This window comes from Kaustia mangrovi, assembly GCF_015482775.1.
Classification (GTDB): Bacteria; Pseudomonadota; Alphaproteobacteria; order Rhizobiales; family Im1; genus Kaustia; species Kaustia mangrovi.
In genome coordinates this window covers 3,867,131-3,880,342 of record NZ_CP058214.1, presented here as the reverse complement: position 1 = coordinate 3,880,342, position 13,212 = coordinate 3,867,131, and the positions used below count along the sequence as shown (strand labels likewise).

The window sequence follows — 13,212 nt, the reverse complement described above, 5'->3', positions numbered from 1 at the left end:
ATGGGCCTCGTCGTCAACGGCCTCACATCGAAGCTGCTTCACGACTGCCACCTCGCCGTGGAGGCGGGCGAAGCCGTCACCCTTCAGGGCGCCTCGGGTTCGGGCAAGACGGTCTTCCTGCGCGCGGTCGCCGATCTCGATCCCAATGAGGGCGATATCCGGCTCGACGATATTCCGCGCACCGCGATGGCCGGGCCCGAATGGCGCCGCAAGGTGCGGTTCGTGGCCGCCGAGGCCGCCTGGTGGCTCGACAGGGTCGGCGGGCATTTCCGCGCTCCCGACGCCAGCGTCCCCCTGGCCTGCGAGATCGGCCTGCCCGCCGATTGCATGGGCTGGGAGGTCGCGCGCCTGTCGACCGGCGAGAAGCAGCGGCTGGGGTTCCTGCGCGCCATCGAGGACAAACCGCCCGTCCTGCTGCTCGACGAGCCGACATCGGCGCTCGACGAGGAGGCGGAGCGCGCCGTCGAAGGCGTGATCGGACGGCTGCGGGCGGACGGCGCGGCAATCGTGCTCGTCACCCATAGCGATGCGCAGGCGCGGCGGCTGGCAGGCCGGCATGTCCGCATGGCCGGCGGCCGGCTCTTCGGGGAGGCCGCATGACCTTTCTCGATCTCACCATTCCGGACGTCGCCGCCGTTTCCGTGTTCGTCCTCCTGAACGGGGCGCTGTCGCTCTGGCTGTCGCTCGGGATCGAACGCCAGCTGCTCATCGCGGCCGTGCGCATGGTCGTGCAGCTCACCGCCGTCGGCGCCGTCCTGACCCTCCTGTTCAGCGTCGCCACGCTGCCCTGGACGCTCGCCATGGCCTGCGCGATGGTCGCCTTCGCCGGCCGCGAGATCTCCGCGCGCCAGACGCGCCCGCTTTCGGGCTGGTGGGGGTACGGGCTCGGCACGGCGACGATGACGATCGCCGCGGCGACCGTGACGCTGGTCGCGCTTCTGGGCACCCTCCAGCCCGACCCCTGGTATGCGCCGCGCTATGCCATTCCGCTCTTCGGCATGATCCTCGGCAATGCCATGACGGGAATCAGCCTGGGGCTCGACACGCTGACGACCGCGGTGGTGCGCGAGCGCGCGGCAATCGAGACCCGGATCGCGCTCGGCGCGCCCCGGTTCGACGCATTGAGGCCCGAAATCCGCGAGTCCCTGAGACGCGGCTTCATGCCGATGATCAACGCCATGTCGGCGACGGGCGTCGTCTTCCTGCCGGGCATGATGACGGGCCAGATCCTCGCCGGTATCGAGCCCGATGCGGCGGTGAGATACCAGCTCCTCATCATGTTCCTGATCTCCGGCGCGACCGGGCTCGGCCTGCTGACCGCCGTGCTGGGCGGCACCTGGCGCCTCACCGACCAGCGCCACCGGTTGCGCCCGGACCGGCTGACCGAGGCGCGATAGGGCGGCCGCGCATGCGCCCCGTCCCGTCGAACGGGGTGGAACCATGCCGCATCGCGCCGGTAGAATGATCGCCGGGACGGAAAGCAGGAGGGAATCATGGTCGATCTGGATGCGGTTGTGAGCGAAGCGGTCGCGGCGGGCGAGGCGCCCTTCCTCGTGGCCATGACGGGCAATTCGGGCGGTGTGACCTGGCAGGGCACCGCCGGCGAGCGCGCACCGGGGGCGCCTGCGACGGCCGACACGGTGTTCCGCATCTTTTCCATGACCAAGGCCATCGGCTCCACCGCCGCCATGATCCTCATAGATCGCGGCCGGCTCGACGCGGACACGCCCGTCGACGAGATCCTGCCCGAATTCGCCGAGCTCAAGGTCCTGACCGGGTTCGAGGGCGGCACCCCGCGGTTGCGCGCGCCGGAAGCCCGCGCCACGGTGCGCCAGCTCGCCACCCACACATCGGGCCTCGTCTACGAATTCTGGCACGCCGATATCGCCCGCTATCTGAAGGAGACGGGTCATCCGCCGATCCTGTCGGGGCTGAAGGCGGCGCTCGCCTATCCGCTCGTCTTCGATCCGGGCACACGCTGGGATTACGGCATCGGCATCGACTGGCTCGGCCGCGTGGTGGAGGCCGTCGACGGGCGGCCGGTCGACCGGTTCTGCCGCGAGGAGATCTTCGATCCGCTCGCCATGCCCGACACGCGCTTCGAGGTCGAGGGCACGATGGCCCCCCGGCTTGCCGGAGCCTATGCGCGCGGCGAGGATGGCGGCTTCGCCGACATCGCCCTGGCGCCGCCGTCCGGGCCGGAATTCTACGGCATGGGCCATGCGCTCTACTCGACGGCGCCGGACTATATGCGCCTCCTGCGAATGTTCCTCAATGGCGGTGCACTGGACGGCGCGCGCATCCTGAGCGAGGGGGCGGTCTCCACGATGCTGGAGAACCATATCGGGCCCCTGCGCGTCGGACCGCTTGCGACGGTCATGCCCGCCGTGAGCGCGGATGCCGACTTCTTTCCCGGTATCGAGAAGACCCACAGCCTCGGCTTCATGCGCGTGGAACAGGATGTGCCCGGCATGCGCTCGGCGGGCGCGCAGGGCTGGGCCGGAATCCTCAACACCCATTTCTGGTTCGACCCCGCAAGGGACGTCGCCGGCCTCATCATGACCCAGACGCTGCCCTTCGCCGAGCCGCCCTTCATGGCCGCCTATGAGCGCTTCGAGCGGGCGGTCTATGCCGGCCTCGACCGGTAAGTGCGGGGTTCGCCACCGGAAAACCCCGTGAAACCTTTGCAGGGCACCAGGAAATTTGCCAATTCCGCATAAAATCACACCGAATTGGCTTTCGCACCTGCAAAGCACAAAGACCGATTGCCGGCTTGAAGTCCCGCGCAAAGTGAGGCTAGAGTTGTAGCCAAGAGCCGGCGTGAAGATGCGGTCCGCCAAAAGAGACCGCCCAGAACGACCGGATCGTTGCGGAACATGGGAGGGGTCAGTCCTGTCGGGCATGGCAGACGATTATATTATCCGGACCGAAGGGCTGACGAAGCAGTTCAAGGGGTTCGTCGCGGTGCGCGACGTGACGCTGAATGTGCGCCGCGGCACGATCCACGCGCTGATCGGTCCGAACGGCGCCGGCAAGACCACCGTCTTCAACCTCGTCACCAAGTTCCTGGAGCCGAGCGCCGGGCGCATCGTCTACAATGGCGACGACATCACCGGATCGAAGCCCGCCGACATCGCGCTCAAGGGCATGGTGCGCTCGTTCCAGATCTCCGCGGTGTTCCCCCATCTGAGCGTCCTGGAGAATGTCCGCATCGCGCTGCAGCGCCCGACCGGCCTGTCCTTCCGCTTCTGGAAACCCGACAGCGTCCTCGACGGGCTCAACGACAAGGCCCGCACGCTGCTCCGCGATGTGGGGCTTGAGGAGTTCGAGCCGGTCATGGCGGGCGAGCTGCCCTATGGCCGCAAGCGCGCGCTGGAGATCGCCACGACGCTCGCGCTCGATCCCGAGCTCATGCTGCTCGACGAGCCCATGGCCGGCATGGGCCACGAGGACATCTCCCGCGTCAGCGCGCTCATCAAGACGGTCGCGAAGAACCGCACCGTCCTCATGGTGGAGCACAATCTGAACGTCGTGTCGGACCTCTCCGACACGATCACCGTGCTCCAGCGCGGCGAGATCCTCGCGGAAGGCACCTATGACGAGGTCTCCGCCAACCCGGATGTGCGCGAGGCCTATATGGGGACCGGCCATGACTGACGCTCGCCAGGCCGATACCCTGCTCGCGGTGGCCGACCTCAACGCCTATTACGGCGAGTCCCACATCCTGCACGGCTCGAGCTTCGAGGTGCCGCGCGGCGAGGTGGTGACGCTTCTCGGCCGCAACGGCGCCGGTAAGACCACGACGCTGAGGGCCATCATGGGCATGGTGGCCGACCGGCGCGGTTCCATCGTCTTCGACGGCACGGAGCTGGTCGGCTTGCCCTCCAACAGGATCGCACGCCTCGGCATCGGCTATTGCCCGGAGGAGCGCGGCATCTTCGCAAGCCTCGACGTGGAGGAGAACCTGCTCCTGCCCCCCGTGGTCTCCGGCGGCGGGATGTCCATGGAGCAGATCTTCACGCTGTTCCCCAATCTGCGCGAACGCCTCAGGAGCTCCGGCACGCGGCTGTCCGGCGGCGAGCAGCAGATGCTGGCCATCGGCCGCATCCTGCGGACGGGGGCGAAGCTCCTCCTGCTCGACGAGCCGACAGAAGGGCTTGCGCCGGTGATCGTCCAGCAGATCGGCTCGGTCATCCGCACGCTGAAGGAGCAGGGCTTCACCATTCTTCTCGTCGAACAGAACTTCCACTTCGCGTCCACCGTGGCCGACCGGCACTACGTGATGGAGAACGGCCGCGTGGTGGACATGATCCCCAATGACCAGCTCGCAGACAGAGAGGACGCGTTGCACGACTATCTTGGCGTCTGAACCCGACCGGTCGGACGCGACCATATGACGACAAAGGGAGGACCTGAGAATGAGAACCTTGAAACTGACTGCATGCGCCCTGGCGCTAGGCCTGGGCGCCACGGCGGCCCAGGCGGAGATTTCCGGCGACACCGTCAAGATCGGTGTGCTGAACGACCAGTCGGGCCTCTATGCCGACCTCGCGGGCAAGGGCTCGGTGGAGGCCGCACGCATGGCGGTGGAGGATTTCGGCGGCACCGTGGACGGCAAGAAGATCGAGATCCTGTCCGCCGACCACCAGAACAAGCCGGATGTCGGCTCCAACATCGCGCGTGAATGGATCGATGTGGACGGGGTCGACGTGATCGTCGACGTGCCCACCTCCTCCGTGGCGCTCGCCGTCTCCAAGGTCGCCAACGAGAAGGACACCGCCTTCATCGTCTCCGGCGCGGCCACGACGCGGCTGACCAACGACGACTGCGCGGCGACCACCGTGCACTACACCTACGACACCTATGCGCTGGCCATCGGCACCGGCAAGGCGGTCGTCGAGGAAGGCGGCAAGAGCTGGTTCTTCATCACCGCCGACTATGCCTTCGGCCATTCGCTGGAGGAGGACACCTCCGCGGTGGTGAAGGAGAACGGGGGCGAGGTTCTGGGCAGCGTGCGCCATCCGCTGTCGAGCTCCGACTTCTCCTCATACCTGCTCCAGGCGCAGGGCTCGGGCGCGCAGGTGATCGGGCTCGCCAATGCCGGCACCGACACCACGAACTCCATCAAGCAGGCCAATGAGTTCGGCATCGTCCAGGGCGGCCAGCAGCTCGCGGCCCTCCTGATGTTCATCACCGATGTCGACGCGCTCGGGCTCGACGTCGCCCAGGGGCTGACGCTGACCACCGGCTTCTACTGGGACATGAACGACGACACCCGCGCGTTCGCCGACCGGTTCGCCGAGCGGATGAACGGCCAGCGCCCGACCATGGTGCATGCCGGCGTCTATTCGGGCGTCATGCACTATCTCAAGGCGGTCTCCGAGATCGACGACGACGGCGGCAAGGCTGCGGTCGAGGAGATGAAGAAGCTGCCGATCCACGACTTCTTCGCGCCGAACGGCAAGATCCGCGCCGATGGCCGCATGGTGCACGACATGTATCTCGTCCAGGTCAAGTCGCCCGACGAATCGCAGGGCGAGTGGGACTACTACAATGTCGTTCGCACCATTCCGGGCGACGAGGCCTACCAGCCGCTGTCGAAGAGCACATGCTCGCTGGTGAAGCAGTGATGCCGGCGGCCCCCGGGCCCGGCCGGGTGCCGGGGGCCACCGAGACCAAGCGCAGGAGCAGTCGGGCATGATGGAAATTCTGGGCGTCCCCGCGCCGGTGCTGTTCGGGCAGCTTCTGCTCGGGCTCATCAACGGGTCGTTCTATGCCCTGTTGAGCCTCGGGCTGGCCGTCATCTTCGGCATGCTCAACGTCATCAATTTCGCCCATGGCGCGCTCTACATGACGGGCGCCTTCGCGGCCTGGCTGCTCCTCAACTATCTGGGCATCGGCTACTGGCCGGCGCTGATCCTCGCGCCGCTGCTGGTCGGCGCGCTCGGCATCGTGCTGGAGCGCACCATGCTCGCCAGGCTCTACCAGTTCGACCATCTCTACGGGCTCCTGCTCACCTTCGGGTTGGCGCTCATCATCCAGGGCCTGTTCCGCAACGCCTATGGCGTGTCGGGCCAGCCCTACCCCATTCCCTCCGCACTGTCGGGCGGCACCAATCTGGGCTTCATGTTCCTGCCGCTCTATCGCGGCTGGGTGGTGATCGCCTCCGTAATCGTGTGCTTCGGCACATGGTTCGTGATCGAGCGCACACGGCTCGGCGCCTATCTGCGCGCGGCAGTGGAAAACCAGGAGCTGGTGCGCGCCTTCGGCATCAACGTGCCCTTGATGATGACGCTGACCTACGGCTTCGCGGTGGCGCTCGCGGGCTTTGCCGGCGTGCTCGCCGCCCCGATCTATCAGGTCAATCCGCTCATGGGGCAGGACCTCATCATCGTCGTCTTCGCCATCGTGGTGATCGGGGGGCTGGGCTCCATGCTGGGCTCCATCGTCTCCGGCCTCGGCATCGGCATCGTGGAGGGGCTGACCAAGACCTTCTACCCGGAAGCGTCCTCGGTCGCCGTCTTCGTCATCATGGCCATCGTGCTGGCGCTGCGCCCGCACGGACTGTTCGGGCGGCCGCGCACATGACCAGCATCAACACCACATCCGGCCCGCACAGCGCCTGGCTGCTCGGAACCGGCGGCAAGGCCGCCATCGTCATCGCCGCCGCGGCGTTCCTCGCGGTCGCGCCCTTCATCGGGATCTATCCCGTCTTCCTGATGAAGCTCCTGTGCTTCGCGCTGTTCGCCTGCGCCTTCAACCTCATGCTCGGCTATGTGGGGCTGCTCTCCTTCGGGCATGCCGCCTTCTTCGGCATGGCGGCCTATATAAGCGGGCATACCATCGCGGTGTGGGGCGCGACGCCCGAGATCGGCATCCTCGCCGGCACGGCGGTCGCCGGCGTACTCGGAGCCGCCTTCGGCCTGCTCGCCATCCGCCGGCAGGGCATCTACTTCGCCATGATCACGCTGGCGCTCGCCCAGATGGTCTATTTCTTCTCCGTCCAGGCGGCCTTCACCCATGGCGAGGACGGCATACAGGGCATCCCGCGCGGGCATCTGTTCGGCCTGGTGAGCCTCGAGCCGACGCTCAACATGTACTATTTCGTGGTCGCCGTCTTCGCGATCGGCTTCTTCATCGTCTACCGCGCCGTCCACTCCCCCTTCGGCCAGGTGCTGAAGGCGATTCGCGAGAACGAGAACCGCGTCGTCTCGCTCGGCTACCACGTCAACGCCTTCAAGATCGGCGCCTTCACCCTGTCGGCGGCGCTGACCGGGCTCGCCGGGGCGACCAAGGCCATCGTGTTCCAGTCCGCCACCCTCACCGACGTGCACTGGACCATGTCGGGCGAGGTGGTGCTCATGACGCTGCTCGGCGGCATGGGGACGATCCTCGGGCCCGTCGTCGGCGCAGGCATCATCGTCACCCTGCAGAACTATCTCGCCACCATCGGCTCCTGGGTGACGGTCATCATGGGCACGATCTTCGTCGTCTGCGTGCTGACCTTCCGGCGCGGCGTCGTCGGCGAGCTCGTCAACGCCCTCAGATCCGGGCCGCACAAGGAGTAAGCGCCCCGCCTTTCCGTCCCTCAGGCCCGGGCCACGAGGAGGCCGGAGGGGCAGGTCTGCCCGACAGCAACGGATTCGCCCCGCGCGCACTGGACCCGGAGCGGCGTTCGGATCACAATCGGAGGGGACGGCGTCGCCAACCATCCCCAACGGAGATCCCCCATGCGTCGCGGCCGAGCCTTCCTCCTCTGGAGCGTGCTCCTCCTCGCCCTCGCCTCCCCCGCCCATGCCCAGCAGGCCACGGCGGACAATCGCCGCATCGCGGTGAGCGAGGATGGCGACTATTACGGCAACGATTACTCGACGCTGTTCGACGTGGATCTCGACACGTGCAAGTCGCGCTGCCTCGACGACGGGAAGTGCCGTGCCTTCACCTATAACGAGGCCGCACGGCGCTGCTTCCTGAAGACGGATTTCGGCAAGCTCGTCTCCGCCCCCGGCGCCATCGCCGGACGGGTCGTGGAGTCGAAGGCGAAGACCGCGCAGCACCCGCCCGCCCTCACCTTCCTCCCCGGCGGTGTGGCCGACGACGCCACCCGCGAGCGCCAGGAGATCGTGCGGCTGCGCGCGCCGCAATCGGGGGGTTTCGAGGCGCTCAGGGCCGCCGGAGCGCGCGCCGCCGCCGCCGGCGAGCCCCGCAAGGCCGTCTCCGCCTACCGCTCGGCCCTCTCCGTCAACCCGGATGCCGCAGATGTCTGGATGGCGCTGGCCCGCCAGACCCTCGCCATCGACCCCAAGGATTATTCGGAACGCTACGACCTGCCGCGCGCGGCCATCTCCGCCGCGCTCAACGCCTATCGCACGGCCGGAGGGCCGGACGAACGCGCACAGACGCTTGCGGGACTTGCCGAAGCGCTCGCCCGCGCGGAGCTCTACCGCCCGGCGCTCGAGGCCTACAAGGCCTCCCTGGCGCTTGCCAACGCGCCGGCGGTGCGCGCGGCCTTCGAGGCGCTGCGCGACGAGCACGGCTTCCGCGTCGTCGACTACACCGTCGATTCCGACAGTGCGAGCCCGCGCATCTGCGTGGAGTTCTCCGAACCGCTCGCCCGGCTCCCCGACGGCTATGCCCAGTATGTGACGGTCAACGAGCGCTCCCCGGAAGCCGTCGAGGCCCAGGACCGGCAGATCTGCATCGAGGGCGTGGAGCACGGCAAGCGCTATCGCGTGACGCTGCGCCCGGGCATCCCCTCCACCGTGGAGGAGGTGATCGAGAGCCCGGTCGCGCTCTCCGTCTATGTCCGCGACCGGGCGCCGTCCGTCCGGTTCACCGGCAACAATTTCGTCCTGCCGCCGCTCGGCCAGCAGACCATCCCGCTGGTTTCCGTCAACGCCTCCGACGTGGCGCTCAAGCTCTACCGCGTGGGCGACCGGGGGCTCGCCGATGCGGTCAATGACGACACCTTCCTCAGCCAGCTCAACAGCTACCGCGTCGACGAGATCGCCGGCGAGCGCGGCGAGACGCTGTGGAGCGGCTCGCTCGACGTGACGCCTGAGCTCAATCGCGAGGTGACGACCGGCATTCCGGTGGAGCGGATCCTGAAGGAGCGCACACCCGGCGTCTATGTGCTCACCGCCAGGGCACAGGAGGCCAGCGACAGGCCGTGGGACGCCCAGGCGACGCAATGGTTCGTGGTCTCCGACATCGGGCTTTCGGCCTATTCGGGCACGGACGGGCTGCATGTCTTCGCCCGCTCGCTCTCCGACGCCGACCCGCTCGACGGCATCGCGATCGAGCTCGTGGCGCGCAACAACGACGTGCTCGCCACCGCCACGACGGACGGGCGCGGCTATGCGCATTTCGCCGCGGGGCTCGCCCGGGGCGAGGGCGGCAATGCCCCCGCGCTCGTCACGGCAAGCCGCGCCGACGGCAGCGATTTCGGCTTCATGGATTTGACAGGTGCTGCCTTCGACCTGTCCGACCGCGGCGTCGCGGGCCGCGCCGCACCGGGCGCGCTCGACGTCTTCCTCTATACCGAGCGCGGCATCTACCGGCCCGGCGGCACGGTGCACATGGCCGCACTCATGCGCGACGACACCCAGCGTGCCGTCGCCGACACGCCGCTGACCTTCGTCGTGGACCGGCCGGACGGCGTGGAGCACGCCCGCATCCTCAGTTCGGATGGGGGCGCGGGCGGCCACACGCACGATCTCGCCCTGCCGCCCAATGCCATGCGCGGCACCTGGCATGTGCGCGCCTATGCCGATCCGAACGGCCCGGCGCTCGCCGAACAGCCCTTCCTGGTGGAGGACTTCGTGCCGGAGCGCATGGAGCTCGCGCTCGACGCCCGCAGCGCGATGCTGGTGCCCGGCGAGCCCACCGCCATCGAGGCCGCCGGGCGCTACCTCTACGGCGCGCCGGCGGCGGGCCTGAGGCTCGAGGGCGAGCTCGTCGTGAAGCCGGTCTCCACGCTCAAGGGCTATCCGGGCTACAGCTTCGGCCTCGCCGAGGAGGAGACGGTGCCCGAACGCTCGCCCCTGGGCGATCTTCCCGCCACCAACGAGGACGGCAAGGCCACGATCGACATTGTGGCCGGCGCGCTGCCGACCACGACGCACCCGCTCGAGGCGGAAGCCCTGATCCGGCTGCGCGAGGCGAGCGGGCGGGCCATCGAGCGCTCCGTGACGATACCCGTGGAGCCGTCGACGCCCCTGATCGGCCTCAAGCCGCTCTTCTCCGGAGACGGCGTCGACGAGGGCGCGACCGCCGCCTTCGACGTCGTTGCCGTCGCCCCCGATCTCCGGCGCACGGCCGCGTCGGGGCTCACATGGCAGCTCGTGAAGCTCGAACGGAATTTCCAGTGGTACCAGACGGGCGGCGACTGGCGCTTCGAGCCCGTCACCTTCACCCGCCGGGTGGCCGATGGCCGCGTCGATGTCGCCGCCGGCGAGCCCGCCCGCATCTCCGCAAGCGTCGACTGGGGCCGCTACCGGCTGGAAATCTCGGGCGACGGTCCCTCCGCGCCGGCGACGAGCGTGGAGTTCACCGCCGGCCGCTATGTCGCGACCGCGAGCGCGGACACGCCGGACACGCTGGAGGTCTCGCTCGACAAGGAGAGCTACCGGGCCGGCGAGACGGCACGGCTCGCCATCTCGCCGCGCTTTGCCGGCATTGCCATGGTGACCGTCATGGGCGAGACGCTGATCTCCATGACCCCGGTGGAGGTGCCCGCCGAGGGCACCGTGGTCGAGCTTCCCGTGACCGAGGACTGGGGGGCTGGCGCCTATGTGACGGCGACGCTCTACCGCCCGGCGGATGCGGAGGAGAAGCGCATGCCGGCGCGCGCCATGGGCCTGGCCTGGCTCGTGCGCGACATGTCGGACCGGACGCTTGAGGTCGCGCTCGACCTGCCCGACCGGGTGCGCCCCGACCGCACGCTTCAGGTTCCCGTCGCCGTCTCCGGCGCCAAAGCCGGCGAGCCCGTCTATCTCACGCTCGCCGCTGTCGATGTCGGCATCCTGAACCTCACGCGCTACGAGGCGCCGGACCCGGTCGGCTGGTATTACGGCCAGCGCAGGCTCGGCATGGAGATTCGCGATATCTACGGCCAGCTCATCGACGGCATGCGCGGCGCGCCGGGCGCTGTGCGCTCCGGCGGCGGCGCGGGCGGCCTCTCCATGGAGGGCAGCCCGCCGACGCAGGAACTCGTCGCGACCTTCTCCGGCATCGTGGAGACCGACCGGGACGGCAAGGCGACGGTGAGCGTTCCCCTGCCCCAGTTCAACGGCTCGGTGCGCTTCATGGCGGTCGCCTGGAGCGGCGATGCGGTCGGCAGGGCCGCGCGCGACGTGACGGTGCGCGATCCCGTTGTCGTCACCGCCAGCCTGCCGCGCTTCATGGCGCCGGGCGACCGGGCCCGATTGACGCTGGAGATCGACAATCGCGAGGCTCCCGCCGGCGACTACGAGCTCGCCATCGAGACGACGGAGGGGCTGACCGTGCCCCCGTCCGATGCGCGCCGGACCGTCACCCTTGAGGAGGATGGGCGCCAGACGCTTGCTGCGACGCTTGCCGCCGGCGAGACCGGAGTGCAGGAGGTCACCGTGTCCCTGGCCGGCCAGGGGCTCGATCTCGGCCAGACGCTCAGGCTTCCCGTGCGGCCCGCGAGCGGCCCGGTCAGCGAGCGCGAGGTGATCCCGCTTCCCGCCGATGGCGGCACGCTGACCCTCGGCGAGGATATTCTGGGCGACCGGATCGGGCCCGGCGCGACCGTCGCCGTCTCGGTCATGCAGTCCGGCGCGCTCGACGTGCCGGCCCTGCTCTACGCGCTCGACCGTTATCCTTACGGTTGCGCGGAGCAGCTCACGAGCCGCGCCCTGCCGCTGCTCTATCTCGACCAGGTGGCCGCCACCGTCGGCCTCGCCGGCGAGGATCAGGTGCGCGAGCGCATCGCCACGGCGATCACGCGGGTGCTCTCCTATCAGGGCTCGAACGGCAGCTTCGGCCTGTGGGGGCCGGGCTCCGACGATCTCTGGCTCAACGCCTATGTCAGCGACTTCCTGACCCGGGCGCGCGAGCAGGGCTATGAGGTTCCCGCCCTCGCCTTCACCCAGGCGCTCGACCGGCTCCAGAACGCGCTCGCCTATGCGCCGGACGTCGCCAGCGGCGGGGGCGAGGATGTCGCCTATGCGCTCTATGTGCTTGCCCGCAACCGGCGCGCGGCCATCGGCGACCTGCGCTATTACGCCGACGCGAAACTCGCCGATTTCGGCTCGTCCCTGGCGCAGGCCCAGATCGGCGCCGCACTCGCCTTCTATGGCGAGCGCGAGCGGGCGAGACGCGCCTTCGAGACGGCCGTGGCGGGCCTGCGCGCCGAGCCGGCCTCCTCCACCTCGCGCGCCGATTACGGGTCGCGCCTGCGCGACGCGGCGGCGGTTCTCGCCCTCATGTCGGAGGCCGCGCCCGCGGTTCAGCCGAGCGCGGCGCTTGCCGAGCTCGTCTCCGCGGAACGCGCCGGCGCGCGCCACACGAGCACGCAGGAGGATGCCTGGCTGCTGCTCGCCGCCCACGGCCTCATGACCGGCTCCAAGGGTCTCGCTCTGGAGGTCGGCGGCAAGCCGATGTCGGGCGCGCTGTTCCGCCGCTATGACCCGACCGACTTCCGCGACGGGCCCATCGTGCTCGCCAACCGGTCGCCAGGCCGGCTGGACGCGGTCGTCACCGTGACCGGCATTCCGCGCACACCACGGCCGGAGGGCGGCGACGGCTTCGCCATCTCGCGGCAGTATTACAACCTGGCCGGCGAGGCCGTGTCGGTCGCCGATGTCGCCCAGAACGAACGGTTCGTCGTCGTGCTGGAGGTCACCGAGGAGACGCCCGCCCCATCCCGGGTGCTGATCGTCGACCGGTTGCCGGCGGGCTTCGAGATCGACAATCCGAGCCTCGTGGAAAGCGCCGACCTCTCCGCCTTCTCCTGGCTGCCGGAGGTCGAGACCGCCCATACGGAGTTCCGCGACGACCGGTTCGTCGCCGCCCTCGACCGCCAGCCGGACGACGACCGCACCGTCACGCTGGCCTATGTGGTGCGCGCGGTGACGCCGGGGCGCTACGTGCACCCCGCCGCGACGGTGGAGGACATGTACCGGCCGGAGCTCTCCGCGCGCACCGCGCAAGGGGCCGTGGAGGTCGTCGCGCCGGAGCGCTGAG

Annotated in this window: 9 protein-coding genes; all 9 read left to right on the top strand. The window is 69.0% G+C overall.

Features of this window, described 5'->3' with window-relative positions; all coding sequences use genetic code 11:
* The 9 genes from HW532_RS18210 (at position 1) to HW532_RS18170 (ending at position 13,211) form a co-directional block, all read left to right on the top strand.
* The gene (locus HW532_RS18210; RefSeq protein ID WP_213161824.1) at positions 1-600 is read left to right on the top strand and encodes an ABC transporter ATP-binding protein; all 600 of its coding nucleotides are present in this window, start codon (positions 1-3) and stop codon (positions 598-600) included.
* The gene (locus HW532_RS18205) at positions 597-1,397 is read left to right on the top strand and encodes an ABC transporter permease (protein WP_213161823.1); all 801 of its coding nucleotides are present in this window, start codon (positions 597-599) and stop codon (positions 1,395-1,397) included. Before HW532_RS18210 ends, HW532_RS18205 begins: the two co-directional genes overlap by 4 nt.
* Positions 1,398-1,493: 96 nt before the next feature.
* On the top strand, positions 1,494-2,648 hold the full coding sequence (locus HW532_RS18200) for a serine hydrolase domain-containing protein (protein WP_213161822.1): 1,155 nt from the start codon (positions 1,494-1,496) through the stop codon (positions 2,646-2,648).
* A gap of 253 nt (positions 2,649-2,901) precedes the next feature.
* On the top strand, positions 2,902-3,657 hold the full coding sequence (locus HW532_RS18195) for an ABC transporter ATP-binding protein (protein WP_213161821.1): 756 nt from the start codon (positions 2,902-2,904) through the stop codon (positions 3,655-3,657).
* Positions 3,650-4,369, top strand: coding sequence for an ABC transporter ATP-binding protein (locus HW532_RS18190; RefSeq protein ID WP_246479291.1), 720 nt, complete (start codon positions 3,650-3,652; stop codon positions 4,367-4,369). Before HW532_RS18195 ends, HW532_RS18190 begins: the two co-directional genes overlap by 8 nt.
* Positions 4,370-4,418: 49 nt before the next feature.
* Complete coding sequence (locus HW532_RS18185; RefSeq protein ID WP_213161819.1) at positions 4,419-5,630, top strand: ABC transporter substrate-binding protein; 1,212 nt, start codon at positions 4,419-4,421, stop codon at positions 5,628-5,630.
* 67 nt (positions 5,631-5,697) lie between these two features.
* On the top strand, positions 5,698-6,588 hold the full coding sequence (locus HW532_RS18180; RefSeq protein ID WP_213161818.1) for a branched-chain amino acid ABC transporter permease: 891 nt from the start codon (positions 5,698-5,700) through the stop codon (positions 6,586-6,588).
* Entirely contained in the window at positions 6,585-7,568 is a 984-nt protein-coding gene (locus HW532_RS18175; RefSeq protein ID WP_213161817.1) for a branched-chain amino acid ABC transporter permease, read from the top strand. The genes HW532_RS18180 and HW532_RS18175 overlap by 4 nt, the downstream gene beginning before the upstream one ends.
* A 162-nt stretch (positions 7,569-7,730) precedes the next feature.
* A complete protein-coding gene (locus tag HW532_RS18170) occupies positions 7,731-13,211 on the top strand; it encodes an alpha-2-macroglobulin family protein (protein WP_213161816.1) in 5,481 nt (1,826 codons plus the stop codon).
* The last annotated feature ends 1 nt before the right edge of the window (position 13,212 follow it).

Coding starts and splice junctions, on each gene's coding strand:
- HW532_RS18185 (WP_213161819.1), top strand. CDS start 4,419: ATGAGAACCTTGAAACTGACTGCATGCGCCCTGGCGCTAGGCCTGGGC.
- HW532_RS18195 (WP_213161821.1), top strand. CDS start 2,902: ATGGCAGACGATTATATTATCCGGACCGAAGGGCTGACGAAGCAGTTC.
- HW532_RS18210 (WP_213161824.1), top strand. CDS start 1: ATGGGCCTCGTCGTCAACGGCCTCACATCGAAGCTGCTTCACGACTGC.
- HW532_RS18175 (WP_213161817.1), top strand. CDS start 6,585: ATGACCAGCATCAACACCACATCCGGCCCGCACAGCGCCTGGCTGCTC.
- HW532_RS18180 (WP_213161818.1), top strand. CDS start 5,698: ATGATGGAAATTCTGGGCGTCCCCGCGCCGGTGCTGTTCGGGCAGCTT.
- HW532_RS18190 (WP_246479291.1), top strand. CDS start 3,650: ATGACTGACGCTCGCCAGGCCGATACCCTGCTCGCGGTGGCCGACCTC.
- HW532_RS18170 (WP_213161816.1), top strand. CDS start 7,731: ATGCGTCGCGGCCGAGCCTTCCTCCTCTGGAGCGTGCTCCTCCTCGCC.
- HW532_RS18205 (WP_213161823.1), top strand. CDS start 597: ATGACCTTTCTCGATCTCACCATTCCGGACGTCGCCGCCGTTTCCGTG.
- HW532_RS18200 (WP_213161822.1), top strand. CDS start 1,494: ATGGTCGATCTGGATGCGGTTGTGAGCGAAGCGGTCGCGGCGGGCGAG.